Raw genomic sequence first — 26,918 nt, 5'->3', positions numbered from 1 at the left:
ATGTGCGGACGGGATAAGTGCTGAAAGCATCTAAGCATGAAGCCCCCCTCAAGATGAGATTTCCCATTCCGCAAGGAAGTAAGATCCCTGAAAGATGATCAGGTTGATAGGTCTGAGGTGGAAGCGTGGTGACACGTGGAGCTGACAGATACTAATAGATCGAGGACTTAACCTATATTCTAATGTGAAGCATGAACATTGTTATCTAGTTTTGAGAGAACATTCTCTCCATCAGGTTTGGTGGCGATAGCGAAGAGGTCACACCCGTTCCCATACCGAACACGGAAGTTAAGCTCTTCAGCGCCGATGGTAGTTGGGGGTTTCCCCCTGTGAGAGTAGGACGCCGCCAAGCTTGTCATTTTATATCGTCGCGGGGTGGAGCAGTTCGGTAGCTCGTCGGGCTCATAACCCGAAGGTCGCAGGTTCAAATCCTGCCCCCGCAACCAAATTATTTTACCTATTAAGTAGCGAGTGCTCATTGAGTACAGCCAAAATGGTCCGGTAGTTCAGTTGGTTAGAATGCCTGCCTGTCACGCAGGAGGTCGCGGGTTCGAGTCCCGTCCGGACCGCCATTTTTATGACTTGTAAACGAAAACGTATAGTTTCGTTTTTTTTTATGTCTTTTTCTTTCAATAAGTATCCTAGATGCAATGAAACTCCTTGTGTTTGGCTACACTAAATGTGATAAGAAAAGATCATGACTTCAATAAACAACGCCTGGTTTTTTTATACCAGGCTTTCTTTATATCGTTTTTAGTTGGAACCGAGGCTCATATTCGCTACACTAATACTAACTGTGTCTGACATCATGTTTGCTCAATCAGTTGATTGTATGAAGGGGCTGTCTTTTATGGATGAATTTGATCTTATTCGCCGAATTACACCAAAAGAAACGCATCAGCGTTCTTTGGTCATAGGCATCGGTGATGATGCTAGTGTTTATCAACCTCATTCACATTGTGAAGAGGTCGTTTGTGTTGATACAATGGTAGAGCATATCCATTTTCGATTTGATTTTTCCACACCCTTTGAGGTTGGATTTAAAGCGCTGGCAGTGAATATCAGTGATATTGCAGCCATGGGAGGAACCCCTAAGTATTATCTTGTATCAATCGCGATCCCGCCTCATGGGGATGAAGCAATTGTTGCAGCTTTTTACGAGGGAATGAAAGCATTGGCTGACAGATATCATATGGATTTAATCGGTGGAGATACAGTAGCCACCCGCAGTGACTTTGTCATCACAGTAACGGTCATTGGTGAGATTCCAAAGGGATCAGCCTGTTACCGTCATAGTGCTCAGACAGGAGACGTTGTCTTTGTCACAGGTGAACTAGGTTCATCAGCTGCTGGGCTATCCCTTTTAATGAATGAAGTAAATGCTGCACATTCGATTGACACTGCTTTTTTTCTAGAGCGACACAAAATGCCGCAGCCGCATATTGCTGCTGGCCTTATTTGTTCAAGCTTCCCCCGGGTGACCTTGAATGATGTGAGTGACGGATTAGCGAGTGAGTTAAACGAAATAGCGGAAGCCAGTCGTGTGACGATTGAAATTGAAGCTGATCAGCTCCCAAAACATCCACATCTACCGTTGTTACATAAAGAATGGCTTGAATGGGTCTTGTTCGGTGGAGAGGATTTTGTCTTAACTGGTACGATCCCTGAAACGGATTGGAAGCGATTTGAGACGCAATGTAAAAAAGATCACATTCAGGTCACGCGTATTGGACAAGTCAAAGATGACCGAGCGTCCAGCGTTATTTTAAAAGACCATGATCAACAAACAATTTTAATGAAAAAAGGATATAATCATTTTAAGAAATGAGGTGACTCCACCATGAAGTTAACGTGGACAACAAAAGGTGCGGATGAGACGAAACGAATTGCTGCTGCCTTGGCTACACTTGTGATGCCTGGCGATGTCTTAACATTAGAAGGAGACTTAGGTGCAGGTAAAACGACTTTTTCAAAAGGTTTTGCAGAAGGCTTAGGTATTACCCGTATCGTCAACAGCCCTACTTTTACAATTATTAAAGAATATACGGATGGCAGACTGCCACTTTATCATATGGATGTGTATCGTATGGAAGATGCGGAAGAAGATATTGGACTGGGCGAATATTTTGAGGGGGAAGGTGTGTGTTTGGTTGAATGGGCACATCTCATTGAACCTCAATTGCCTTCATCGTATTTAAAAATTGAAATGCTGAGAACAGAACGTGAAGAAGAACGTCATCTCACGTTTTATGCAAAAGGGGAGCGTTATGAGGCCCTTTGTAAGGAGATGAAAAACATTGACCATACTGGCAATTGATACGTCAAACCATACACTCGGAATAGCTCTTATCCGTGATGACACTGTGGTTGGGGAAAGTATTACGTACTTAAAGAAGAATCATTCAGTACGTGCAATGCCGACAGTTGAAGCACTGATGAAAGAATGCGGCGTAGCACCGAGCGAATTAAGCAAAATTGTTGTAGCCAAAGGGCCCGGTTCTTACACTGGCGTTAGAATCGGTGTGACCATTGCAAAAACACTTGCTTGGACGCTGTCTATTCCGATAGCTGCTGTTTCAAGTTTAGAAACGCTGGCGGCAAATGCTCGATATTTTGATGGAATGATTTCTCCTATATTTGATGCAAGAAGAGGACAAGTTTATACAGGGTTATATACATTTGAAGGTGGAAAGATAAAAGAAGTGAAACCAGATCAAAATATCCTGCTCACTGATTGGCTTCAAGAGCTGAAAAAGGAAGGGAACCCTGTTTTATTTCTTGGACATGATGTGCATCTTCATCAAGAGAATATACTCTCCATACTTGGAGAAACCGCCGTTTTAGCAGACGAGGCATTTCACAACCCAAGACCTTCAGTGCTCGCATTTTTGGGGGCAGACCGCCCTGCTGAAGATGTCCATCAGCTTGTTCCTAATTATATTCGTTTGGCAGAAGCGGAAGTGAAATGGCTTGAAGGACAAAAATAATCTCAACACAGTAGAGATGCGAAGAATGACAGTAGAGGACATCCCAGAGGTATATACGATTGAAGTGCATTCATTTACAGCGCCTTGGAAAAAAGAGTCGTTTGTCTATGAAATTCTCCATAACCAATACAGCCATTATTTCCTCATTGAAGAAGATGGTCAGCCTGTTGGGTATTGCGGCGTTTGGATTGTCATGGATGATGCACAAATTACGAATATTGCGATTCTCCCTGAGCACCGGGGAAAAGGATACGGGGAAGCGCTGCTTCGATATGTCATGGAATTTTGCAAAGAAAAAAAGACAGATCATCTTTCACTAGAAGTGCGGGTATCAAATACGCCAGCACAATCCCTTTATGAAAAGCTAGGTTTTAAACCAGCTTCTATTCGAAAGAATTATTATACGGATAACGGGGAAGATGCATTAGTCATGTGGGTGAAGATAAATGAGTGAAAAAAAAGATCGATTCATATTAGGTATAGAAACAAGCTGTGACGAAACAGCTGCGTCCATTGTGAAAAATGGGAAAGAGATCGTAGCGAATGTTGTCGCCTCACAAATAGAAAGCCATAAACGATTTGGCGGCGTGGTACCAGAAATCGCTTCAAGGCATCATGTGGAACAAATGACGATCGTATTAGAAGAAGTCATGACGCAGGCCAATATGACCTTTCAGGATTTAGATGCCATTGCTGTGACAGAAGGTCCAGGCTTAGTTGGTGCACTTTTGATAGGTGTCAATGCAGCCAAAGCACTGAGTTTCGCACATCAAATTCCGCTTGTAGGTGTTCATCATATTGCTGGACACATTTATGCGAACCAGCTCGTTGGTGAACTGGTGTTTCCTTGTTTAGCTCTAGTCGTCTCTGGTGGGCATACTGAGCTTGTTTTGATGAAAGAGCATGGGTCTTTTGAGGTTATTGGTGAAACGTTGGATGATGCGGCTGGAGAAGCGTATGACAAAGTAGCTCGGACAATGGGTCTGCCATATCCAGGGGGACCTCACATTGATCGATTGGCACATGAAGGGGAGCCAACGATTAAGCTTCCTCGAGCATGGCTTGAAGAAGGGTCCTATCATTTTAGCTTCAGCGGTTTAAAATCAGCGGTCATCAACACACTACACAATGCGTCTCAAAAGGGTGAAACCATTGCGCCAGAGGATTTGGCTGCAAGTTTCCAAGAAAGTGTGATTGAGGTGCTGGTTGGAAAGACATTAAAAGCGGCTGAAGCGTATGGTGTGAAACAAGTCGTTCTAGCTGGCGGGGTTGCTGCCAATAAAGGTCTTAGAGAAGCCCTTACTTCAGCATTTGCGAAGCTACCTGAAGTGAATGTCATGATTCCGCCATTGTCTCTTTGTACAGACAATGCAGCCATGATTGCTGCTGCGGGAACCATTGCATTTGAAAAGGGAATAAGAGGCGACATGGCAATGAACGGTCAACCTGGACTGCCGCTTGTCTCCTATGAATAAGAACTCCTGTTGATACAGGAGTTTCAGCGTGTAGACAAACCCTCGCATTCTTTGTCAGTCCTGCGTGCTGGTGCTCACGAATATCAAATTCGCTCCGCGCCAGTAATCGTCTTTCCTAGACTTCAAGGGCTTTCTATCACGCTGAAAAGAAGACAAAGGGCTAAAATCAAGTTCATTTTAGCCCTTTGTCAACAATTTGGAACTCCGGTGGATATACAGGAGTTTTTTCTATTGAAATGAAAGCGATTTATTCACATGTAAACGTTATATATCCACAATTGTTAGAAAATTCGTTTTAAAATGAAGAGAATGTGTATAAATGTGATCTTTTATGTGGATATGTGATTAAAATACTGTGGATAAAGTGGATAACTTTAAAATATTTAAGAATAATCAAGATGTTATTGTGGGTATCATTGTGGATAAAGATTCTCACCTTAAAAAAAGAGCACCCGTTAGGGCACTCTTTATGCATCTGATAGATCTTCCCATTCCGCAAAAAGTGATTCCATCTCTTGATTGAGCGCATCATTTTCTGTTTGAATGGCTTGTACTTTCTCGTGATCTTGGAAAATAGCAGGATCACATAGAAGCTCTTCGTTTTCAACGAGCTTGTCTTCGATGACAGCGATACGCTCTTCAATTTCTTCAATTCGGCGCTGCTTTTGTCTTTCTTTCTTTTTGAGTTCTTTCTCTTCTGCATAGGAAAGTTTTGCTGTTTCTACTGGTTTTTCTGCTTGTTTTTTATGCGTCTCCTGAGTTTGGAGTGCTTCAAGCTCTAATTGTTCGTTTTTCTTTTCAAGATAATAGTCGTAGTCACCGAGGTATTCTTTTGTTTCATTTGGTGACAACTCGAGAACTTTTGTTGCCAAGCGATTGATAAAGTAACGGTCATGCGAAACAAACAAGATGGTGCCTGGATAATCAATTAGTGCATTCTCTAATATTTCCTTACTGTCTAAATCAAGATGGTTCGTCGGTTCATCGAGAATGAGGAAATTGGCTTTTTGGAGCATCAGCTTTGCCAGTGCAAGTCGTGCTTTTTCTCCACCACTTAAAGCATGTACAGGCTTTAAGACGTCATCACCTGAAAAAAGGAAGTTTCCTAAACAAGTCCGAATGTCTTTTTCAGTCATATGGGGATAATCATCCCAAAGTTCATTTAACACTTTTTTGGAGGATGTCAGCTTGGCTTGTTCCTGATCATAGTAGCCAATCGTCACATGAGAACCAAAGCTGATATCGCCTTTTACTGGTTTTAACGTATCCGTTAAGGTTTTTAAAAGAGTTGATTTCCCGATACCATTAGGACCGATGAGTGCCACGCTATCCTCCCGTTTAATATGAAAAGAGAGGGAGGAGAGGAGCGGCGTTTTTTCATCGTAACTAATATCGAGATCATGCACCTTCAGCACGTCATTTCCGCTTTGCCTCATAATATCGAAATGGAAGTTTGCGGATTTTTCATCTCCTAACGGCTTATCTAAACGATCCATCCGTTCCAGCTGTTTCCGCCTGCTTTGAGCACGCTTTGTGGTGGAGGCTCTTGCTAAGTTGCGATCCACGAAATCTTGAAGCTTCGAAATTTCTTCTTGTTGTTTTTCATACAGCTTCATATCACGCTCTAGCTGCTCAGCTTTTTGGTCAAGATACTTACTATAGTTCCCAGCGAACTTTTTCATCGCTGTTCTTGACACTTCATATACATGGTTCACGACCTTGTCTAAGAAGTACCGGTCATGGGAAACGATGAGAATGGCTCCTGTATAATTTTGCAAATACTGCTCAAGCCATGATAAGGTATCAATATCTAGATGGTTGGTTGGCTCATCCAAAATCAAGAGTTCTGGTTTCATCAATAATAGCTTTCCAAGCGCTAGACGGGTTTTCTGACCGCCGCTTAAGGATTGGACGGTTGTATGATCTTCAAAATGACTAAAGCCGAGTCCGTGTAAAATGGAGCGGACATCTGCTTCATATTGATAGCCGCCTTGATCTTTAAATGCTTGCTGCAGTCTGTCATAGGTTTTCATTAGAGAATCTAATTCTGTTCCTGTGGAAGAAGCCATTTTCTCTTCTATGGTTCTCATCTCTTGTTCCATTTCTTTTAAATGATCGAAAACGGATAGTAGTTCGTCTTTTAGCGTACGTGTAGACGTCACATCTGTATGCTGTGCTAGATATCCAATGGATAGGTCTTTCGGTTTGATGATCTCACCTTGTTCGTAAGACATTTGACCGGCAATGATTTTTAAAAGCGTGGATTTTCCTGCACCGTTACGACCGACAATGGCAATACGATCCCTCGCTTTGACTTCCAATTTTATATTCGTTAAAACGGTATCAGCGCCAAACGATTTGGACAGCTGATTCACTTGTAGAATCATCATGTAACTTCACCTCTGCTATAATATGTTAAGTGTAGCTTATCAGCAGTAAACCGGCAAATCTTACATACGGCTGCCATGGTCAAATGAAAGACAGATAGGAAAAAATAGTGTATGATTTGAGTGAGGGAGCGTTGAAAGATGAGTCAATTTAGCCACTTTAACGAACAAGGAAGAGCAAAGATGGTCGACATTAGTGACAAATCGTCTACAGTGAGAACTGCCGTTGCTGTTTCAAGCGTTCGTATGATAAAAGAAGTATTTCATCAAATACAAAAGCATGGTATTGGAAAAGGGGATGTACTATCTGTCGCACAGGTAGCTGGCATCATGGCAGCAAAGCAAACATCTACTATCATTCCAATGTGCCATCCGCTTGCATTAAAAGGTGTCGATATCTCCTTTGATTGGGAGGAAGACGGAAATGCGTACATTCTGAACATACAAGTACAGGTGAAAACAAAAGGAAGTACGGGTGTGGAGATGGAAGCGCTCACTTCTGCCTCAGTATGTGCACTGACCGTTTATGACATGTGCAAAGCAATAGACAAAGGGATGATTATCGGCCCGACCTATCTAGTAGAAAAAACAGGCGGGAAAAACGGTGATTTTCACAGAGCATCTGATATTTAAGTTGGAGGATCTTATATGAATATAGACCAGTCAAAAATTCCACAAGCGACAGCCAAACGTTTGCCGCTTTACTACCGTTTTTTAAAAAATCTGCATGCATCAGGAAAACAAAGGGTGTCATCGGCAGAGCTTAGTGATGCAGTCAAAGTGGATTCTGCCACCATTCGCCGAGATTTTTCTTACTTTGGTGCACTTGGGAAGAAAGGGTATGGCTATAACGTCGATTACCTCTTGACCTTCTTTAGAAAGACCCTTGACCAAGATGAAATGACGAATGTCATGCTCATCGGTGTCGGGAATTTAGGGACTGCTTTTTTACACTATAATTTCATTAAAAATAATAATACAAAAATTTCAATGGCTTTTGACGTCAATGAGAGTAAAATAGGAAGTGAGATAGGCGGCGTGCCTGTCTATGATTTGGATAAGCTTGAAGAGCATGTGCAAGAGGTAGGAGATATTCCTGTTGCGATTTTGACAGTGCCTGCCGTAGCAGCTCAATCCATTACAGATCGTTTGATTGCCCTTGGCATCAAAGGAATCCTTAACTTTACGCCGGCTCGATTGAATGTGCCGGAACACATTCGAATTCATCATATAGATTTGGCGGTTGAACTTCAGTCTCTTGTGTATTTCTTAAAGCATTACTCTGTTACACAGGAGGACTGACGAAAAGGGGTAAAGGGGGTGGAGCAAATGGGTCCGATCGGTCCTGGAAGTTTGGTTCTGATTGCGGTTGTTGCGCTCATTATTTTTGGGCCGAAAAAGCTTCCTGAATTAGGAAGAGCAGCAGGAGATACATTACGTGAATTCAAAAATGCCACAAAAGGTTTAGCTGATGATCAGGAAGAAAAAAAGAAAAAAGAAGATCAGTAGAATAGGATGAGCTTCATGAATGTCAAAGATATGCCGCTTATGGAGCATATTGTGGAACTGCGAAAACGTTTAGTGATCATTGCGATGTTTTTTGTCACTTTTATGGTGGCAGGTTTTTTTCTCGCTAAGCCGGTCATTGTGTATTTACAAAATACCGATGAAGCGGCCACACTGACATTGAACGCATTTAAGCTCACAGATCCACTGTACGTGTTTATGCAGTTCGCTTTTGTCATTGCTCTTGTTTTGACGTGTCCCGTGATCTTATATCAGCTTTGGGCGTTTGTGAGTCCTGGCTTATATGAAAAAGAAAGAAAGGTGACACTTGCTTATATTCCGATTGCACTGCTTTTATTTCTGAGCGGTGTGGCTTTCTCTTATTTTATTTTGTTTCCATTTGTCGTCGATTTTATGATACGGATGTCAAATGATTTACATGTGGAGCAAGTGATTGGGATTCATGAGTATTTTACATTTCTGATGCAGTTAACACTTCCATTTGGCTTTTTGTTTCAGATGCCTGTCGTGTTGATGTTTCTCACTAGACTGGGTATCATTACACCGATGTTTTTATCAAAAATACGGAAGTATGCCTATTTTGTCCTCCTTGTCATTGCCGCACTGATTACACCGCCAGAGCTCGTTTCTCACCTCATGGTTACCTTGCCAATGCTCGTTTTGTATGAAGTGAGTATTGTCATTTCAAGAGTGACCTATCGCAAAATGCAGCAAACAGAGACAGAGGAGAAAGAAAATGATGTTGTCTCATAAAAAAGCATCGTGATCCAAATAGGGGTCACGATGCTTTTTCTATTGTGAAAGAAATTGATTGATTGCTTGAAAGAGATGCTCATAATAGGCAGATTCATGCGGGACAAAATCATGTACATGGACCTCTCTCTTTTCCTCACGTCGCTTGCCGTCTGCATCCACTTCAAAGCCCTCGATGTTCATTTTTTCGCATTCTCTATTTAAAAGCTGCTGTGCATCCATCAGCCTTGCTCTATAAAGTCCAGCAACTTCTTCTTTCTGTAGATGGACATCCATGTGCTCTTTTTGATCCATATAAAGATACACATGGCAAAACTCACGATCGGTAAACGATGGCATATGGATTTCATCTTTAATGACACCAGCAAAGGTAAGGTTCTCAAACGAGATGGAGAGACCAAGCTCTTCTTCGACTTCTCTGATGCCATCAGAAGGCTGTTCATCTGCGAGAAGGTGGCCTGCTGCTGTGATATCAAATAGAGAAGGGAAATCCTTTTTGGAGGGACTCCTCAGCTGAAAATAGAGAAACACTGTGTCATCTTCCTTTTTTAAAAGCCAGAAATGAAAGGTCTCATGCCAAAGGCCCTCAGCATGGATATCAGATCGAGCGGCTGTACCAATCGTTTCATGCTGATTGTTCATGATGTTCAGTTTTTCGTGTTCCATGAAAACATGACCTCCATAAAAAAACCATTTTCCAAACGACGGAAAATGGTTTCTGCTTTATTTTTGCTGTTGTTTTTTCATTTTGACAGAAAAAGCAAACATTTTTAACGCGATATTAATATTATAGGCCGCAAACACCATCAGCAAAATGCTGTAAAATGACCACATGTCACCTGGATTTTGAATGGCCATATAGGTGAACGCCACACCTACGGCAAAATAAATAATGCCCCATACGACAGGGTTTCTCATGAGAAAAAGCCTCCAATAATCATTTGCATTGTTTGAGATTGTTCTTCAATTATTTTTCTTACTGGCTCAATCTGCACAAGAATGACGAGCGAGTTCATCAGCATGTGTGCGCCGATTGGCACAATGATTCGTTTTGTTTTCGCATATAAAAAGGCAAAGGTAAAGCCCATTGCGGTATAGAGCAAGATATGTGGGAAATCATTGTGTACAGCAGCAAAAACCACTGAACTGACAAGTGCGCCAATGAAAAAATTCGTTTTTTCATAAACGACACCAAAAATGATTTTTCGAAAAATGATTTCTTCTAATATCGGTCCAATCAGAGCGATGACGATGACAAGCCATGGAACTGCATCCATAATGGCTAAAATGTTTTGAGTATTTTCGGATTCTCTGCTAATGCCAAATGCATATTGTTCAATCGCCCCCGCAATGGATTGTGCAAAGAGGGAAAGAAAGAAACCGCCAATGATCCAAGCGATTGCCACGCCGACTGATGCCGGTGCTTCATTTCGAAGTGAAGCTTTTGGTACAGTCCGAAGGATGAGCAGAATAATGATTAGTCCAATACAGAAGCTGATGATTGTCCATGTTCCTGACAATTTGGAGAGCTCTGCTTGTGTCATCGGTGTCTGAATGTAACCTAACCACTTCATGATGAACACATACGGAAACGCAGAAAATTGCACCAATATATACGTTAAGATGATGTACCAATATTGTTTTTTCAAGTAACGAAAACCCCTTTACTAAAAGAACTAGATTTATTGTAACACAAGTCTTCTTTTTCGTTGAAAAGGAAAGAATCTGAGTTGAAAAAAGATCATGAAAGCGTAAAAATTTTTAAAGGTTTTTACTTGAAATTGCAGAAGACATTCTTTATTATAATAAATGTGTTAGCACTCGCTAGTGATGAGTGCTAAAAAAGACTACATATAAAAATTGAGGAGGTTGTTTCTTATGTTAAAGCCATTAGGCGATCGCGTAATCATTGAACTCGTTGAATCTGAGGAAAAAACCGCTAGCGGTATTGTCTTACCGGATTCTGCAAAAGAAAAACCGCAAGAAGGTAAAATTGTTGCAGCAGGTTCAGGTCGTGTACTTGAAAGTGGTGAGCGCGTTGCGTTAGAAGTAAACACAGGCGACCGCATTATCTTCTCAAAATATGCAGGCACTGAAGTGAAATATGAAGGAAAAGAATATTTAATCCTTCGTGAAAGCGACATTTTAGCTGTTATTGGTTAATCACATAAACAAAGATTGAGATATATTTCTAAAAAGACTGAGGAGGTTTCGTTATTATGGCAAAAGATATTAAGTTCAGTGAAGAAGCACGTCGTGCGATGTTACGTGGTGTAGATGCACTTGCAGATGCTGTAAAAGTAACTTTAGGACCTAAAGGACGTAACGTGGTTCTTGAGAAAAAATTCGGTTCTCCACTTATCACAAATGATGGTGTAACGATTGCAAAAGAAATCGAATTAGAAGATGCATTTGAAAACATGGGTGCAAAACTTGTGGCTGAAGTTGCAAGCAAAACAAACGATGTAGCTGGTGACGGTACTACGACTGCAACGGTTCTAGCTCAAGCGATGATCCGTGAAGGTCTTAAAAACGTAACAGCTGGTGCAAACCCTGTTGGCGTTCGTAAAGGAATCGAAGAAGCAGTGAAAGTAGCACTTGAAGGCTTGCATGAGATCTCTAAACCAATCGAAGGTAAAGAATCAATTGCTCAAGTTGCGTCTATTTCTGCAGCAGATGAAGAAGTCGGTAGCCTCATTGCTGAAGCGATGGAGCGTGTAGGAAACGACGGCGTCATCACAATTGAAGAATCTAAAGGTTTCACAACTGAGCTTGAAGTGGTTGAAGGAATGCAGTTTGACCGTGGATATGCTTCACCATACATGGTCACTGATTCTGATAAGATGGAAGCGGTTCTTGAAAATCCTTACATCTTAATCACTGATAAAAAGATCACAAACATTCAAGAAATCCTTCCTGTACTTGAGCAAGTCGTACAACAAGGAAAACCATTATTGATCATTGCTGAAGATGTAGAAGGCGAAGCACTTGCAACACTGGTTGTGAACAAACTTCGTGGAACATTCAACGCAGTGGCAGTAAAAGCTCCTGGATTCGGTGATCGTCGTAAAGCAATGCTTGAAGACATCTCTGTTCTAACAGGCGGAGAATTAATCACAGAAGACCTAGGACTTGACCTGAAATCAACTGAAATTGGTCAGCTTGGCCGTGCGTCTAAAGTGGTTGTTACAAAAGAAAACACAACGATCGTAGAAGGATCAGGAGATTCTGCTCAAATCGCAGCACGCGTGAACCAAATCCGTGCGCAAGTAGAAGAAACAACTTCTGAATTCGATAAAGAAAAATTACAAGAACGTCTTGCAAAACTAGCTGGTGGCGTTGCTGTCATCAAAGTTGGTGCTGCAACTGAAACAGAACTAAAAGAACGTAAACTACGCATTGAGGATGCACTGAACTCAACTCGTGCAGCAGTTGAAGAAGGTATCGTATCCGGTGGTGGTACAGCACTTGTGAATGTATACAATAAAGTTGCTTCCATCGAAGCTGATGGTGACGTTCAAACAGGTGTGAACATCGTTCTACGTTCTCTTGAAGAGCCAATTCGTCAAATCGCTCACAACGCAGGTCTTGAAGGATCAGTCATCGTTGAGCGCTTGAAAAACGAAGAAATTGGTGTAGGCTTCAACGCAGCAACAAACGAATGGGTAAACATGATTGAAAAAGGAATCGTTGACCCAACAAAAGTCACTCGCTCTGCACTTCAAAACGCAGCTTCTGTAGCAGCTATGCTTCTTACAACTGAAGCAGTCGTAGCTGACAAACCAGAAGAAGGCGGCTCAGGCGGCGGAATGCCGGATATGGGCGGCATGGGCGGCATGGGTGGAATGATGTAACACCCCTCGAAAACCCCTTGAAATATAGGGGTTTTTGTTTTGTCTATTTTTTGGTTAAGAGCGTTAAATGAATTGAAACTTTCACCGCTTTACATCCGTTAACTAAAGAGACAGTGATTTTTTTGGTTTTATCTAACATAAAGAGATGATTTTCAAAAGAAAAGCGGTGATCATATGGGCTTTACGACTTGGGTGGCGATTATTGTTGCACTGGCTGTCGTGTTTGGATTGTTTGGATCGAAGAGGCGTGATAAATAAGAGGTTGAACCCACTTCCAGAGAGGAAGTGGGCTTTTTATTGCATATACAATATTCATGAGCTATACTAATTTTTAAAATTTATGTAAATACAATAAAAAAGAGGCGTGATAAATGAGAGAAATTTTGCGGGAGATTGGCGTGATTGCTCGGGCGCTTGATTCCATTAGTAATATTGAATTTAAAGAGTATGATTTAACGAAGGGGCAGTATTTGTATCTTGTGCGTATTTGTGAGGAGCCTGGCATCATTCAGGAAAAACTAGCGGAGATGATCAAGGTAGACCGAACAACGGCGGCCCGGGCTATTCAAAAATTAGAGCTGCATGGTTTTATTGAGAAAAAGGATGACACAGTGAATAGGAAAATCAAGAAGCTGTTTCCAACTGAGAAAGGAAAAGCCGTCTATCCAATGATCAAACGAGAACATGATCATTCAAATCGGGTAGCGCTGGATGGATTTTCTGAAGAGGAAGCGGAACAGATTTATGAGTATCTTCTAAGGGTGCGAAAGAATATCGAAAAAGATTGGGAAGATGTGAAAAAAGGCAAAAAGAGAAGCTACTAATTAAATAAGGGGGGAAGGGAACATGCATGTACCATCATTTTTTCAAGTGAAAGATATGGAGAAAATCAAATCATTTATTCAATCTCATTCATTTGCTACAGTTGTGACGACAACGAATGAAAAGCCCATTGCGACACATATTCCAGTGAGTTTTCATCAAATTGGCGATTCGTATGTGATCTCAGGGCATATGGCGATTGGAAATCCTCAGTGGAAAACGTTTGAAGAGAACGAGAAGGTGCTCGTCATTTTTCAAGGGCCGCATGCCTACATATCCTCTTCATGGTATGAGAAAGAAGCCGTACCGACGTGGAATTATCAAGCTGTACATGTATATGGAAAGGCTGCACTGCTCGAAAAATCAGAACTGGTCAAGGAATTAACAGCGATGCTGGAGACATATGAAAGTCATAGAGATCAGCCAGTGTTATGGGATACGTTGTCTGAGGAACTGCTAGAGAAACAAATGAAAGGGATTGTGGGCTTCAAAATCATCATTGATGAAGTTCAAGCTGCTTTTAAGTTAAGTCAAAATCGCCATGAAAGAGATTATGCTCGCATTATTGAACAGCTGGAAGCAGAGGGTGAAGTGGAAATGGCGGCTGCGATGAAAAAAAGAGAAGAGAATATATGAAAAAAGCACTCTGAAGAAAAAGAGTGCTTTTGTAGTTATCCTTTTATGTTTAAATATTCTTCAAGGGTTTTACCGCTCTTATTTACTTTTTTCGCATTGGTTGATCCGAGGTATCTGAGGTGCCATGGTTCATATTGATAGCCTGTCACTTTTTCTTTACCTTTCGGATAACGGATGATAAAACCAAATTCATGGGCATGTTTGGCTAGCCATTTCGCTTCTTTTGTATTGGCAAAAGAATCTTCAGCCCAATGTTTTGAATTGGCACCGCCGATATCAAAAGCAAGGCCGGTTTGATGTTCGGAATAGCCTGGTCTTGCGCTAAATCGATCTGCTTGTTTTTTGCCATGAGAGGCGACGTAATTGTTGTACAAGACACGCTGACGGTCGTATGAACGGAAGGTGCTAAAAGCGGTGAGTCGGATGTTTGCTTTTTTTGCTTTTGCTGTCATAGCATTTACAGCTTTTCTCGCTTGTTTGTTTTCTCCTGGATTGTATGAAGATGGGAGTCTATGTTTCTTATTCACAACCAATATCCCTTTTACATACGTACCTGGCGTTTTAGTGGAAGGAGCAGCATATGAAGCTGGTGAGCTTTTGCCTGCTTTTTTGATATATTGAAAGCTGACGTAACCCGTCTTTCCTTTATATTTTGTTCCAGGTCCCTTGCGAAGATGAACATTCGCTGTTGTCACGTATTTCGGTGTAGCTGCTTTTGCGACTGGTGTCGCATAAGTCATGTGTAAAAAGGGCAGCTGGACAGGAAAGATTCCAAGCCCAAGTACGAGAACCACACTGACAATAATTCCTTTGATCCACGGGTGTTTCATCTTCATTTCTCTCATCCCTTTCAATCTACTAACATACATATATTGAGATAGATTGAAATAAAGTGCAATGGTTTTTTTATGCCAATTGAGATTGAATCATATCATTAGGTTCTTTTTTTTGTTTAAAATTACATAAAAAAATCCACTATTTCCATAAAAAATCAGGTGAATTCCTTATAATAAAAGTATCTGAGAACGGGGAGTGAGTCGAGATGGACCAAAACGTGCTGCAAATGGATCAAGACAGATCAGAGAATGAATTCGCGGTTCTTAACATATCTTCTAAAGAGATTGGTGCTCTATCAAAGGGAGCAGCGGAGCAGATTTTACAAACGGGAGATACGGACCGTATTCATCAGCTGATGTACGTTCCGATTGAAAAGAAAGAAGATTTGAATTGGCTGATCCAATGTGTTGGGGAGGCGCTAAAGAATGAAGTTGGCGATGACGTTGCTCTAGAAGTAGCTGATTTGCTCTATTTCTTTGTCATTCCGTATTATGGGAAGTATATGTTGAAAGATCGTCATTTGTATGAGTATATCGATCATTTGCTGGTACGATTAGCATCTAGAGCTCACTCGGATATTGATACACTGATTCATATCATAAGAGAAGATTTAAATGAAAATATACAATAAAAGAAGCTTGTAGAGCGACCCTCTACAAGCTTTTTTATATCAACTTTATTCAGCTGGAACTGTTTTGACAGGCTCTTTTCTAAACACACCCATGCATCCTGCGATGAGGATTAATACAGCTGGAAGGATAAAGAACATAGAAATAGAAATAATACCACCAACAGCAGATACTAATAATAAAATCCCGCCAAGCTTTGCTTTTTTCTTCACGATAACAGATGCCACAATTGCAAGAATAGAGAAAAGCATTGCTGCCCAGCCTAATCCTGTGATTTGACTCGTACCTGATTCACTAAATGCGGCATCGAGTCCTCCAAAGGCAATGGCAAACATTGCACCAAAAAACCCAAAAATACCTCCAATTAAGCCTAAAACAAATTCCGTTGTTCTTTTCATAATACTTTCCTCCGATATGTAAATAAGAATTATTGGTACTTAAGAACCAACACAATCTTACTCATCGGCATTCTTTTCACAATGTTAATAGTTTTGTTAAAAAAAACAAGAAAATCCATAAAGGATTTTCTTGTCCAATTACTGGGCTCTCTCCCAGGTAATCTTTGTTTCAATTGTTGTTTTCTTTCCTTTTGCCAGTACTTTTCCGTTTTCCTGTTTCACGGTAATGTTTAGGTCATAAAAGGAGTAGAGGGCACCGAGGCTGTCATTTTCCGGTTTATGCAGGTTGTTTTCCTTTTCAGTGGATGCACCAATAGCTAGTGTTTTGGCAAAGTTCAAACCAATGACTTCAGCGTAATCACTATTGGTCTCAGATGAAGATGTCACGTTTAAGGAAATGACTTTTTTCTTTTGATCAACGGTGATCGCTGTGTCTTTTACGAGCTTAGACTGCTCCATGACCTCTTTCGTTTCATTTTGAATGCGTTGATTAATCGTTGGAAGTGCCGTAGATTCTGTTTTTTCTTCTTTTGCCGTATTTGAGCAAGCTGCTAGGATAGAGAAGGTTGCAACAAGACTCATGAAAACAAGTAGACTTTTTCTCACGTTCTTTCTCCTTTGTTCTTCAAAGTATGTATGCTTATGTTACCACGAATCGATGTTTTGATTAAAAGAGAAGTGTTGATAAGCTGTGAACAATCAAAAGCACCCAAAGGTGGGTGCTCGTGTTTTATTGTGCTGAAAGGGTTGTACTAAGTGGGATAGACGAAATGACCGTGAATTTTGGAGTCGAAGCACCTGATTCTAGATTTTTGCGTAAAAGAGATGATTTGACGGTGCCGTCCCATTTTTTATAGACACTTCCAGATGTATTTGCGCGAAGCTGTACATTAGAGAAACTTGCTTGCGAGTAGCTGTTTGTTCCATTATCTTGTACGCCATGTACCATTTTGACGACATCGAAGTCTTTCAGACGACTAGGATTGAAAACAGGCTGCTTATAACGCAGTTTTCCGTTGACGTATAGTGACACTGTGCCATCACCATTGTTGATGAGCTTTAAGTTGACACGTGCACCATCTTTAATACTTGAATCGTATTCGCTGTTCCAATATTGACTGCCGCCTTGGGAGCCGGTGCCCAGGAATACCTTATAGCCAGAAGATGTTTTTGAAATCCCGCTTTCAACAACGGCAGAACCGAGACCAAGATACCAGTCAGCATAGCCATTTTTAATAGTGGCTGTTTTTGGCAGCACAATATCAGCCGAGATACCTGACCATTTGGCTTCATCCGTTTGTGTCACGATGGCGCCGTGACGAGGACCAGCCGCAGAGGCGGGAATACTTGAAAGCATCAAAACGAAGGTCAAACTTACACTCAAAACGATGAACCACTTTTTCATGGAAATTCCTCCTTATCTTTGATTCATTTCTATTATATAAAACGAAAGGGGAGGTCTACTTACGATGTTCTGGCTGTTTTTGGTGAAATTTATGAACAAAATCGGTCATTAAGTGGTCAACTTGTATTCGAATTGTAATGTGACTGTAAAATAACTGGGTGCATCTTCATGTATAATAGGGTCAGAAACCAAATACGGAGGATTTTTTAATGAATAAAAAGCTTATCGCGACAATCGTAACAGTAGCTAGTTTATTTTTAGCGTTTAGTTTCTCACATGGAGCAAGTGCAAAAAAAGTAAGCGGCAATATTACATGGTATAATGGTGTCGGTAAAAAAGGCGCAGATGGAAAAAAACTCGGTCATTGGGATGCAGCAACGAAAATGGGATTTGACGTACCGAAAAAAGGTACAAAACTAAGAGTGACAACAAAAGCGAAACCACATAAAGTGATTACAGTATATAAATATGATGTAGGTAGAATGCCAAACGCAGTATTAGACGTAAGTCCGAAAGCATTCAAAGCACTTGGGTATAAAACAAGTAAAGGTGTCGTCAAAGGGCATTACACTTATTAATACATAGGCATGCAAAGAAGCGGGAAAAGTTCATTTTCTGGCTTCTTTTCTTGTGGAGAGGGTCTGAAAATCAATGAAAAAATCAACATGGTGGATCGTCACAGTGATTGGAGTCGCAGCAATTGCGGCCGTCATCTTCTTCATGATGAAGCCGGGGCAAGAGGCAAAACATGCAGGAAAAGTGAAAACAAATCAAGATGCAAAAGACGAATTGCTTGTTTCATTTACGGATCAAAAGTTAAACAATACTTATTACTTGCATGACAAGGCGCTTCATACAGAGAAACTGACAGCATATCCTTCAATTGCTTATGATCAGGCAAAACAGCTTTTATACTACACGTATACAGATGAAGACACACAAAAAGTAAGTATACGGGAATTGAATGTGAAAACGGATAAAGAAAAAACGCTCTTTACGAGTGACGATTCAATCGACAGTATGAGACTTTCTGGTGACGGAAAACAGTTATATTTAAGGTATAACAAGGATTCAGGTGAGCAATTTTATGTAGCGTCTTTTGATTTGAAAACACAGAAAGTGAAAGTGTTATATCCAGAAAAAAGTGATGATGATACGGTGAGTTCTTTTGCTTATGATCCAGCATCAAATCTGTTGGTCATTCAGCATTATTCGTTAAAAGAGGATTATAAAAAGACGGATGAGGCAAATGAAAAAGGAATGGATCCTGAACCAACGACCATGAAGATTACCCTACAAACAGGTGAGAAGGGAAAGCGAATTGCACGTATTTCTCAAACCATCAATGATATTTCTTTTTCACCAGATCATAAAAAACTCATTTATACAGAAGTGAAGGTTCGAAATGAAAAAGAAGTATCATCTATTAAGGTGATGGATGTAGATACAGGAAAAACGAAGACACTTGTTAAAAACAGTCAGGATGTACGTATTTTAAGTGCTGCCCAGCCGCAATTTTCTGCGGATGGTACATCTGTTTATTTCTTAGGTGTTGCAAAGAACGCAAAGGAATTAAAGGATGACACAGGACGAAAGGCGAAGGTCAGAACCATTTTTGAATATGATATTAAGAAGAAAACAGTAGAAACCGCTTGGGAGAAAGAAGGCGGGATTGTTAACAATTTCACTGTCAATCGGTAAAAGGTGCGCGTTCAGTTATTTCATATAACTGGACGTTTTTTTATTTTGTCATGGGATGTGTTGGTGAAAAATGCGGATTTGTGAAATCAACATCACTTTTTAAGCAAGGAAATGAGTGGTATTTTGATATTTTGCTACTGTGACAGAATCAGCGTAAGAGAGTAAAGTAAGTGGAAATAAAAAAACGAGAGGACAGAAGACTTCTCGTTTTCTCTTATTTATTGTTTTCATCTAGTAAGTTTTGAAAAATAAACAAGGCATTAATGGAATGAGGGAATCCCGCAACCTTTGTACAGTGCTTAATGATCTCCATAATCTCTATAACAGAGAGCCCGATATGTAATGCTTGTACAAAATGAGCTTTTAACTCTTCATCACAATCACCTTTTGCAATGAGAGCCGATAATGTGCTGATGGCCTTCTGTTTTTCATCTAATATGAAGTGATTGAATTCTTTTTGTTCACCGAGTTCAATTGTTAGTTGTTCAATGTTTGATCGAATGCTCTCGTTTTCATGAATTGAAAGCTTCTCCCTGTTACCTGCCACTGTTTCTTGCTTGACCTGGCAAGTCTCTTTTTCTTCATTCAAATTGAACTCCTCCGTTTTTTATGACGATTTTCTATTTGTTTGTGCATGGTTTCTTAAGTGCCTTTTGATAGAGGTAATGGGTATATAGTAGTATTATCGGTTTACTTCGTCAACTTTTTAAGTGTGTAATGTTCAAAAAAATGCCATTCATGCGATACATTGTTCGTTTTTTCTCATGGAGATTGAAAAGAAAATAGAGGGCTAATATATAGAAGCTGTTAGCCCTTTTTCATATTACGCAATTAACAGAGAGGAGGTTTCATATTTACTAAATGATATCCATCGGCCGCATCATGTCATAATCCTCGTGTTCTAAAATGTGACAATGCCACACATATCGTCCGCTATATGGGACAAACCGAGCGATGATGCGAATGACTTCACCGGCATGCGCCTGAATCGTATCCTTGTAACCTTGTTCATGCAAAGGAGGCGCTTCATTTGGTCCTGTGTACACGATTTCACCTGTCGATTGATAGATGTCTGTATCGAATGGTCTTCTATCAATCACCCGAAATTGAACAAGATGTAAATGAATAGGGTGTGTGCCCCTTGTTGGGTTAACGATGTTCCATACCTCTACACTACCAAGTCGAGGATTTTCCGTAACAGGATCATTCCAAAACTGGTTATCTAGTAATAAAATCGGGCGCCCATATTTATCTTGTGTGCCAGTAAGGGTCAGCGTTCGCTCGTTATCAGCTCGGCTCGGTCGGAGCGGTGGCAGTGGTTTGAAGATCGGACGTAATGTTTTAGCTGCTCTTCCTTTGAGCGGACGAGTGACTTTAAATTGCATAATGTTCGCATCTGTTTCTGGATTGACATCCTGACCGCAACCTGCCGTATTTTTTAAAACAATCGTTTGGTTTTCATAAGCTGAGAAGTCGATGATGACATCAAAACGTTCAGCGGGTGCAATGCTAAAAGATTGATGCTGAACAGGTCTTGGCAAAAAGCCGCCATCAGATCCAATTTGTAAGATTGTGGCGTCATTGTCTAGATGAAGCTCGTAAGTTCTTGTGTTGGATGCGTTTAAGATACGAAAACGATATTTTCGCGGCTCTACTTCTAAATACGGCCATACTTTTCCATTGACTAAAATCGTTTCCCCGCAAAAAAATGGCACGATAGAGGGATCTGGAAGGTCACTATCTTCTGGTGTGTTATTTGGTCTACTTGGGTAAAACAGTGCGCCATCCTCCTGAAACGTCCGGTCCATGATCATTAAAGGGATATCATATTCATCTTTAGGTAATTCCAGTGATTTTTCAAACGCATCTGAGATCAAATAAAAGCCAGCTAATCCGGCGTATACATTTAATCGTGTTAATGCCATGGCATGATCGTGATACCACAATGTGCATGCTTGCTGGTGATTAGGGTATTCGTAAACCTCTCGTTCAAAGAAGGGGCCGGTCGCTTCAAAGTCTCGCGAAAACCAAGCCTCCGGATAACCGTCACTGCTTGCAGGTGTCACGCCCCCATGCAGGTGAACGACTGTTTTGACTTCGGGTTCATCATGATGTCCAGCGTGAATGGTATGATCGACAGGCAGGAAGTGTTTCAGCGGCAATTTGTTCATCCATTTCACTTTGACCTTTTCATTTCGATTCGCTTTAATGGTTGGACCCGGCACACTGCCATTATAGGTCCATAGCTTGGTTGGGGGCAGATCTCTATGAACTTTTAGGAACACCTCCTCCATAGCGATTTCATAATACGTTTGTCTTGGGTTTTTTTTGACGGGCTCTGCGACTTCTGGAATTGGCAGCTCGTCAACAAACTTTTCTAGGTTCATGTTGACTAATCCTCACTTAAAATCAATTTGATACATTATAAGTGCGGACATCCAAATAGGTGAATAAAATAAAAAAACCCGCTTTTCAGCGGGAGAATTAAGGGTGTTTATTTTCAAGCGCTGCACTTGCAGGCACTTTTTTATTCGGTTTAAAGATGAAGTAGGCGGCTAGTACACCGATGGTAATGATGCTTGTCAGTATGAGCTGAGGTCTCATCGATTCGATAAACAGCATAGAGGCCAAGATGGCGCAGATGACCAAAATGGTAAAGTACGTAAGGTATGGGAACAGCCACATTTTGATTTTGAGTTGTTCTGGATTTTCTTTTTCAATTTTACGACGCATTCTTAATTGTGAAACGGCAATCACCAAGTAGACAAGAAGTGCAATGGCACCAGAGGCATTGACTAGAAATAGAAAGATGGTTTCAGGGTAAAAGTAGTTCATCATGACGGCAATATAGGAAAAGAAGGTACCTGCGACTGTCGCTGCTACAGGGACACCGCGTTTGCTGATTTTCATAAAACGTTTTGGTGCTTCGCCTCTTTCAGCTAATGAATAAAGCATTCTGGACGTTGTGTATAGGCCGGAGTTTAAACAAGAAAGAACGGCTGTTAAAACAATGACGTTCATGACTTGGGCGGCTGATGGGACACCGATGTATTCTAATACTGCAACGAACGGGCTTGTTAAAATATTCGCTGAATTCCATGGGAGTAACGTGACAACGACGGCGATCGACCCGACGTAGAACACAATAATACGCCATACAACTGAACGGGTAGCTGTTGTCACAGATTTGACAGGGTCTGCTGATTCACCTGCGGCAATTGCCACAATCTCGGTTCCCATGAAGGAAAAGATGACAACGACAATCCCGAGGAGTACAGAGCCGAATCCGTTTGGAAGGAAACCGCCATTCCCCGTTAAATTGGCAAGACCTGCAGTATGATGACCGCCAAAACCAAAGATAAATGCAAAACCAATGAGTAGGAATAGAATAATGCTGACGACTTTAATCAATGAAAACCAATATTCAAATTCGCCAAAAGATTTAACAGAAAAGATATTTGTCAAAGTTAAGAGGATTGTGAGGATAAGACTTGTGAGCCAAACAGGTGCATCTCCATACCAATATTGAATAATGGCAGCACCGGCAATGGCTTCGATGGCGATGACGATGACCCAGAAGAACCAGTAAAGCCAGCCGATTGTAAACCCGGCCCACGGGCCGATGGCGTCGCTCGCGTATTGTGAGAAAGAGCCGCTTGTCGGATAGGCACATGCCATTTCTCCAAGCATTCTCATAATAAAGATGACCAGAAGTCCGGCAAATGAATAGGAAAGAATCGATCCAGGCCCTGCAGAATGAATGACAGCACCACTACCAACAAATAGCCCTGCCCCAATGACCCCGGCAATGGAGATCATTGAAATATGTCTTGTCTTAAGGTTTTTTTGAAGACCGTTTGTCATGTTGGACATTTCTTTACCTCCAAACATTTCTCTTTTATTCGAGAGTTTGTTTTTAGAATATTTTAAATTTTATCATACTGAATTGTCATTCAGCATTGGACAGGTTATCAAACTGACATTTCAAACCTCTTAACATGATGTTAAAAAGTATAAAGGATTTGAGAGATTATGTTCCCTCATTTTCCTCTGCCCATTCTTAAAAATAGCATAAGAAGGAAGAAAGAAAAGTTGTGTTTTAAAATAAAACTATTCTGACAATTAGATAGTAGAGTGATTTTGTTCTTTTTCATTTTTCGGGGTGGTTTTGAAAAACGTTGATGGGAGTGGGTCTTGAGGTCGATTGACCTTATAAAAATAAGTTTGCTTAGGTCAACACATTTCTATGTATCCTATTTTGCTGATTCAAGCGAATCATGTTGCTGTAGACCCACACGGGCTTGGCTTTGTAAGATAAATATAGAAAAGTAATGTGTGAGGAGGCGCTGTTCGGTATGGAGCGCTACAACGAATTAAGACAAGGTGAAACAGGTGCTTGGGTCAGCATTATAGCCTATGTGATCTTATCTGCTGTCAAACTGATCATTGGGTATGTGTTTCATTCAGAAGCCCTTTCCGCAGATGGCTTGAATAATACGACAGATATCATTGCTTCGCTTGCCGTATTAATTGGGCTGCGTATTTCTCAGAAGCCACCTGATGAGGATCATCCATACGGTCATTTTAGAGCTGAAAATATTGCGTCACTTGTAGCTTCCTTTATTATGATGCTTGTCGGGCTTCAGGTTTTGCTGAGTGCAGGCCAGTCGCTTTTCTCATCAGAGCATCAAACGCCTGATATGATTGCAGCTTGGACGGCAGCAGGAAGTGCTGTTGTGATGTATGGCGTGTATATGTATAACCGTAAACTGTCTAAACGAATTAATAGCCAGGCGCTATATGCGGCAGCGGCTGATAATAAATCAGATGCTTATGTGAGTATCGGGACGTTTGTCGGAATTATCGCCTCTCAATTTCAGCTGGCGTGGGTTGATACGCTTGCTGCGTTTGTGATTGGCTTAATTATCTGTAAAACGGCGTGGGAGATTTTCAGAGATGCGTCTCATTCGTTAACGGACGGTTTTCATATAAAAGATATGTCTAAATATAAAGAGACGATTGAAGCGACACCAGGAGTGGGCGATTTGAAAGACATTAAAGCTCGTTATCTTGGAAGCACCGTCCATGTGGATGTGGTCGTTGAAGTAGAACCGCATTTAAACATCGCAGAAAGCCATGATATTGCAGATGAAATTGAACGCAGAATGAAGCAGGAACATGATATTCTACACTCTCATGTTCATATGGAACCAGCAAGTGAGCCTAAAGAGGAGCAGAAGTCTTTTCCGTCGTGAGAAGGCTTCTTTTTTCTACGTGTTGATGTTTCATGCAAATGCGTGTTGTATGGTAAAGTTAGACTATATGAAAATTGACGGAAACGTGATAGGAGGATCAGGATGGCATTTGATGAACCGATGCATTCAGATTTACAAAAAATCGTAGATAACATCAATAAAGTGATGGTAGGGAAAAAAGATATTGCGATATTAAGCCTTGTTGCGATTTTGGCGAAGGGGCATGTGCTATTAGAGGATGTGCCTGGCGTTGGGAAGACCATGATGGTTCGTGCTCTGGCAAAATCCATTGGGTGTGAGTTTAAGCGAATCCAATTTACGCCTGACCTTTTGCCTTCAGATGTAACAGGTGTGTCGATTTATAATAAAAAGACAAACGAGTTTGAATTTAGACAAGGACCGATTATGGGGCAGATTATTTTGGCTGATGAAATCAACCGAACCTCTCCTAAAACACAATCAGCCCTTCTTGAAGCGATGGAAGAAGGCAGTGTCACAGTAGACGGAGAAACGATGCCGCTGGCAGATCCTTTCTTTGTGATGGCTACGCAAAATCCAGTGGAGTATGAGGGGACCTATCCACTTCCAGAAGCGCAAATGGACCGTTTCTTATTTAAGCTGCAGATGGGGTATCCAACCATGCTGGAGGAGCTTGAGGTGCTGAATTTGCAGGAGAAACAATCGCCAATTGACACGCTTCAGGCAGTCATGACAAAAGATCATATCCATGCTTTGCAGCAAGCGGTTCAGACCGTACATGTGGATGCGTCGATTAAAGAATATATTGTCGAAATCGCCCAAGCGACGCGAAATCATTCGTCTGTCTATTTAGGCGTGAGCCCAAGGGGTTCAATTTCATTGATGAAAGCGGCTCAGGCGTATGCGCTGTTGAACAGGCGGGATTATGTGATTCCTGATGATGTACAGTATTTGGCGCCTTACACATTGCCGCATCGCATGATTTTGACATCAGAAGCAACATATGAAGGGAAGAAGGCGGAGACACTGCTACGACAGATGATTGAGCATATTGGCGTACCAGTTCAAAAGTCGATGACTCAATGAAGTCACGTGACCGTTTCGCTTTTTCACTATGGTTACGGGTGTTTATGCTCTTTCTCCTCACGGCAGCAGCCTTTTGCTATGCCATGTTTCAGGGCGGCTTTGTGAGCTGGTTCCTTTTTTATGCATTTTCACCATATGCTTTGTATGCTTTGCTGTTTGCCCTTGTTCCACTTCGTGCAACAGCCAAAAGGACATTACAGCATACCCGGTTAAAGGCAGGGGAAGTGCTGTCTGTGGACCTTGAAATCAAGCGGACGAATCTATTTCCGTACGTGTACGTCATACTTGAGGATGAACCGCCGGATACCTTCCATTTACAGGAACAGATTGAAATGAAGCGAATGATCTTTCCATGGTTTCGGAAAACGTGGCGATTTTCGTATCAATTCAATGACATCATGCGGGGAGAGCATCAATTGACGGCGATTAGAATCAAAACGGGTGATATGTTTGGGTTTGTTGAAAAAGAAGTGATTCTTCCACTAGAGAAAAAATTGCTTGTGTATCCGAAAATGTTGGATATTCCGGTTGAATCTGCTGCATCGGTGAATGAAAATGGAGGCAAAGCGGTGCACTCTTGGTTAAATGAACCGACAAATGTGACGACAGGTGTGCGTGAATACCAGCAAGGAGACCGTTTCGCTTGGGTGGACTGGAAGACAACAGCTAGAAGAGGTCAGCTTATGACGAAGGAGTTTGAACAGAATCAGACAAAGGATTTGGTGGTGTTTGCTGATTTTACAGATGAAGCCGCTTTTGAAACGATTGTGTCTATGACCGCATCGGTTCTGCAAACGGCTGTGAAAAAAGGGGTGCCGGTAGGCCTTGTCCCGCTTGGGGATCAGCACTTATTTCGAGTGGATCAAGGAGAGTGGCATTTACAGGACATGCTCTACTATTTAACAAAGGTGCAGTATCTGCCTTCTCGTTTACCTGATTATCAATCATTAACAGCGAGTGAGCACCAGCAGACAGGAAAGTATGTGATGACAGGTCATCTGCAAGAAGAGCTTGCTGCCATTTTACTTGGGAATCGAAACAGAAAGAACATCACCGTTCTTTTAGTGAAGAGAGCCGTTGATCGATTGACGGCAAAAGAAAAACAGCTTGTGGACCGGCTTAAAGCTTCTGGGATACACACGACCCTTTTATTTGAGGACCGGCTGCATGAAAGAACTGTGAGGTGA

Annotated in this window: 30 protein-coding genes, 2 tRNA genes and 2 rRNA genes; 23 read left to right on the top strand and 11 right to left on the bottom strand. The window is 41.3% G+C overall.

Annotation, left to right across the window (positions count from 1 at the left end):
• The 9 genes from N521_RS12105 to tsaD all read left to right on the top strand — a co-directional run.
• Positions 1-175: ribosomal RNA gene (locus N521_RS12105) — 23S ribosomal RNA — on the top strand; the annotation flags it as partial.
• Between the two features lie 61 nt (positions 176-236).
• Positions 237-352: ribosomal RNA gene (gene rrf, locus N521_RS12100) — 5S ribosomal RNA — on the top strand.
• Positions 353-369: 17 nt separating this feature from the next.
• Positions 370-446 (top strand) — tRNA-Met (locus tag N521_RS12095).
• 49 nt (positions 447-495) lie between these two features.
• A tRNA-Asp gene (locus N521_RS12090) sits at positions 496-572 on the top strand.
• A gap of 278 nt (positions 573-850) precedes the next feature.
• Complete coding sequence (gene thiL / locus N521_RS12085) at positions 851-1,828, top strand: thiamine-phosphate kinase (RefSeq protein WP_035391509.1); 978 nt, start codon at positions 851-853, stop codon at positions 1,826-1,828.
• 12 nt (positions 1,829-1,840) lie between these two features.
• Positions 1,841-2,317, top strand: a complete 477-nt coding sequence (tsaE, locus tag N521_RS12080; protein WP_017359859.1) for a tRNA (adenosine(37)-N6)-threonylcarbamoyltransferase complex ATPase subunit type 1 TsaE — start codon at positions 1,841-1,843, stop codon at positions 2,315-2,317.
• Positions 2,298-2,987 (top strand): tRNA (adenosine(37)-N6)-threonylcarbamoyltransferase complex dimerization subunit type 1 TsaB, encoded by a 690-nt coding sequence (gene tsaB, locus N521_RS12075; RefSeq protein ID WP_035391507.1) that lies wholly within the window; start codon positions 2,298-2,300, stop codon positions 2,985-2,987. Before tsaE ends, tsaB begins: the two co-directional genes overlap by 20 nt.
• A 25-nt stretch (positions 2,988-3,012) precedes the next feature.
• Positions 3,013-3,441, top strand: a complete 429-nt coding sequence (rimI, locus tag N521_RS12070; RefSeq protein WP_008344382.1) for a ribosomal protein S18-alanine N-acetyltransferase — start codon at positions 3,013-3,015, stop codon at positions 3,439-3,441.
• Complete coding sequence (tsaD, locus tag N521_RS12065) at positions 3,434-4,462, top strand: tRNA (adenosine(37)-N6)-threonylcarbamoyltransferase complex transferase subunit TsaD (RefSeq protein WP_017359857.1); 1,029 nt, start codon at positions 3,434-3,436, stop codon at positions 4,460-4,462. Before rimI ends, tsaD begins: the two co-directional genes overlap by 8 nt.
• Before the next feature lie 467 nt (positions 4,463-4,929).
• Here the strand turns inward: tsaD and N521_RS12060 are convergent, their stop codons facing one another.
• The gene (locus tag N521_RS12060) at positions 4,930-6,852 is read right to left on the bottom strand and encodes an ABC-F family ATP-binding cassette domain-containing protein (protein ID WP_017366706.1); all 1,923 of its coding nucleotides are present in this window, start codon (positions 6,850-6,852) and stop codon (positions 4,930-4,932) included.
• A gap of 138 nt (positions 6,853-6,990) precedes the next feature.
• On the opposite strand from N521_RS12060, the gene moaC reads away from it, so the two are divergent.
• The 4 genes from moaC to tatC are packed head-to-tail and all read left to right on the top strand — an operon-like array spanning position 6,991 to position 9,129.
• Positions 6,991-7,482 carry a cyclic pyranopterin monophosphate synthase MoaC gene (gene moaC, locus N521_RS12055; RefSeq protein ID WP_035391505.1) on the top strand — a complete coding sequence of 164 codons (492 nt, stop codon included), beginning with the start codon at positions 6,991-6,993 and terminating at the stop codon, positions 7,480-7,482.
• Positions 7,483-7,497: 15 nt separating this feature from the next.
• On the top strand, positions 7,498-8,151 hold the full coding sequence (locus N521_RS12050; RefSeq protein ID WP_008355687.1) for a redox-sensing transcriptional repressor Rex: 654 nt from the start codon (positions 7,498-7,500) through the stop codon (positions 8,149-8,151).
• 27 nt (positions 8,152-8,178) lie between these two features.
• A complete protein-coding gene (locus tag N521_RS12045) occupies positions 8,179-8,358 on the top strand; it encodes a twin-arginine translocase TatA/TatE family subunit (RefSeq protein WP_008344374.1) in 180 nt (59 codons plus the stop codon).
• A 6-nt stretch (positions 8,359-8,364) separates the two neighbouring features.
• Positions 8,365-9,129, top strand: coding sequence for a twin-arginine translocase subunit TatC (gene tatC, locus N521_RS12040; protein ID WP_096881072.1), 765 nt, complete (start codon positions 8,365-8,367; stop codon positions 9,127-9,129).
• A 39-nt stretch (positions 9,130-9,168) separates the two neighbouring features.
• Here the strand turns inward: tatC and N521_RS12035 are convergent, their stop codons facing one another.
• The 3 genes from N521_RS12035 to N521_RS12025 are packed head-to-tail and all read right to left on the bottom strand — an operon-like array spanning position 9,169 to position 10,778.
• Positions 9,169-9,795 (bottom strand): NUDIX hydrolase, encoded by a 627-nt coding sequence (locus N521_RS12035; RefSeq protein ID WP_035391502.1) that lies wholly within the window; start codon positions 9,793-9,795, stop codon positions 9,169-9,171.
• A gap of 57 nt (positions 9,796-9,852) precedes the next feature.
• A complete protein-coding gene (locus N521_RS12030; protein WP_017366710.1) occupies positions 9,853-10,047 on the bottom strand; it encodes a YdiK family protein in 195 nt (64 codons plus the stop codon).
• On the bottom strand, positions 10,044-10,778 hold the full coding sequence (locus N521_RS12025; RefSeq protein WP_017366711.1) for a CPBP family intramembrane glutamic endopeptidase: 735 nt from the start codon (positions 10,776-10,778) through the stop codon (positions 10,044-10,046). Before N521_RS12025 ends, N521_RS12030 begins: the two co-directional genes overlap by 4 nt.
• A 229-nt stretch (positions 10,779-11,007) precedes the next feature.
• Between N521_RS12025 and groES the strand changes: the two genes are divergently transcribed.
• The 4 genes from groES to N521_RS12005 all read left to right on the top strand — a co-directional run bounded on the left by groES (position 11,008) and on the right by N521_RS12005 (position 14,441).
• Positions 11,008-11,292, top strand: coding sequence for a co-chaperone GroES (gene groES, locus N521_RS12020; protein ID WP_003214120.1), 285 nt, complete (start codon positions 11,008-11,010; stop codon positions 11,290-11,292).
• 56 nt (positions 11,293-11,348) lie between these two features.
• Positions 11,349-12,983 (top strand): chaperonin GroEL, encoded by a 1,635-nt coding sequence (gene groL / locus N521_RS12015; protein ID WP_007496015.1) that lies wholly within the window; start codon positions 11,349-11,351, stop codon positions 12,981-12,983.
• A gap of 371 nt (positions 12,984-13,354) precedes the next feature.
• Positions 13,355-13,807, top strand: coding sequence for a MarR family winged helix-turn-helix transcriptional regulator (locus N521_RS12010; RefSeq protein ID WP_008344363.1), 453 nt, complete (start codon positions 13,355-13,357; stop codon positions 13,805-13,807).
• 22 nt (positions 13,808-13,829) lie between these two features.
• Positions 13,830-14,441, top strand: coding sequence for an FMN-binding negative transcriptional regulator (locus N521_RS12005; protein ID WP_035391498.1), 612 nt, complete (start codon positions 13,830-13,832; stop codon positions 14,439-14,441).
• Between the two features lie 35 nt (positions 14,442-14,476).
• Here N521_RS12005 and N521_RS12000 read toward each other — a convergent pair whose 3' ends face one another.
• Positions 14,477-15,277, bottom strand: a complete 801-nt coding sequence (locus N521_RS12000) for a M15 family metallopeptidase (protein WP_035391496.1) — start codon at positions 15,275-15,277, stop codon at positions 14,477-14,479.
• Between the two features lie 206 nt (positions 15,278-15,483).
• Here N521_RS12000 and N521_RS11995 point away from each other — a divergent pair, with 206 nt between their 5' ends.
• On the top strand, positions 15,484-15,909 hold the full coding sequence (locus N521_RS11995; protein WP_035391494.1) for a hypothetical protein: 426 nt from the start codon (positions 15,484-15,486) through the stop codon (positions 15,907-15,909).
• A gap of 45 nt (positions 15,910-15,954) precedes the next feature.
• On the opposite strand, the gene N521_RS11990 is transcribed toward N521_RS11995, so the two are convergent.
• The 3 genes from N521_RS11990 to N521_RS11980 all read right to left on the bottom strand — a co-directional run bounded on the left by N521_RS11990 (position 15,955) and on the right by N521_RS11980 (position 17,710).
• The gene (locus N521_RS11990) at positions 15,955-16,305 is read right to left on the bottom strand and encodes a DUF4064 domain-containing protein (protein ID WP_008344359.1); all 351 of its coding nucleotides are present in this window, start codon (positions 16,303-16,305) and stop codon (positions 15,955-15,957) included.
• Positions 16,306-16,443: 138 nt separating this feature from the next.
• A complete protein-coding gene (locus N521_RS11985) occupies positions 16,444-16,911 on the bottom strand; it encodes a hypothetical protein (RefSeq protein ID WP_035391492.1) in 468 nt (155 codons plus the stop codon).
• Positions 16,912-17,035: 124 nt separating this feature from the next.
• On the bottom strand, positions 17,036-17,710 hold the full coding sequence (locus N521_RS11980) for a hypothetical protein (RefSeq protein WP_035391490.1): 675 nt from the start codon (positions 17,708-17,710) through the stop codon (positions 17,036-17,038).
• 209 nt (positions 17,711-17,919) lie between these two features.
• Between N521_RS11980 and N521_RS11975 the strand changes: the two genes are divergently transcribed.
• The gene (locus tag N521_RS11975) at positions 17,920-18,288 is read left to right on the top strand and encodes an RlpA-like double-psi beta-barrel domain-containing protein (protein ID WP_003213878.1); all 369 of its coding nucleotides are present in this window, start codon (positions 17,920-17,922) and stop codon (positions 18,286-18,288) included.
• A gap of 73 nt (positions 18,289-18,361) precedes the next feature.
• Positions 18,362-19,411, top strand: coding sequence for a TolB family protein (locus tag N521_RS11970; RefSeq protein WP_035391488.1), 1,050 nt, complete (start codon positions 18,362-18,364; stop codon positions 19,409-19,411).
• 214 nt (positions 19,412-19,625) lie between these two features.
• Here the strand turns inward: N521_RS11970 and N521_RS11965 are convergent, their stop codons facing one another.
• From N521_RS11965 to gabP, 3 genes are all read right to left on the bottom strand, one after another.
• Positions 19,626-20,000 (bottom strand): carboxymuconolactone decarboxylase family protein, encoded by a 375-nt coding sequence (locus N521_RS11965; protein ID WP_007496965.1) that lies wholly within the window; start codon positions 19,998-20,000, stop codon positions 19,626-19,628.
• A 268-nt stretch (positions 20,001-20,268) separates the two neighbouring features.
• Entirely contained in the window at positions 20,269-21,798 is a 1,530-nt protein-coding gene (locus N521_RS11960) for a multicopper oxidase family protein (protein WP_035391485.1), read from the bottom strand.
• 97 nt (positions 21,799-21,895) lie between these two features.
• Positions 21,896-23,284, bottom strand: coding sequence for a GABA permease (gene gabP, locus N521_RS11955; RefSeq protein WP_024719380.1), 1,389 nt, complete (start codon positions 23,282-23,284; stop codon positions 21,896-21,898).
• A 482-nt stretch (positions 23,285-23,766) separates the two neighbouring features.
• Between gabP and N521_RS11950 the strand changes: the two genes are divergently transcribed.
• From N521_RS11950 to N521_RS11940, 3 genes are all read left to right on the top strand, one after another.
• A complete protein-coding gene (locus tag N521_RS11950; RefSeq protein ID WP_008344349.1) occupies positions 23,767-24,666 on the top strand; it encodes a cation diffusion facilitator family transporter in 900 nt (299 codons plus the stop codon).
• 102 nt (positions 24,667-24,768) lie between these two features.
• The gene (locus N521_RS11945) at positions 24,769-25,731 is read left to right on the top strand and encodes an AAA family ATPase (RefSeq protein ID WP_035391483.1); all 963 of its coding nucleotides are present in this window, start codon (positions 24,769-24,771) and stop codon (positions 25,729-25,731) included.
• Positions 25,728-26,918 (top strand): DUF58 domain-containing protein, encoded by a 1,191-nt coding sequence (locus N521_RS11940; protein WP_035391481.1) that lies wholly within the window; start codon positions 25,728-25,730, stop codon positions 26,916-26,918. Before N521_RS11945 ends, N521_RS11940 begins: the two co-directional genes overlap by 4 nt.

This window comes from Bacillus sp. UNC125MFCrub1.1 (assembly GCF_000701305.1).
GTDB classification, from domain to species: Bacteria; Bacillota; Bacilli; order Bacillales; family Bacillaceae; genus Bacillus; species Bacillus altitudinis.
This window is presented reverse-complemented; position numbering and strand designations above follow the sequence as displayed.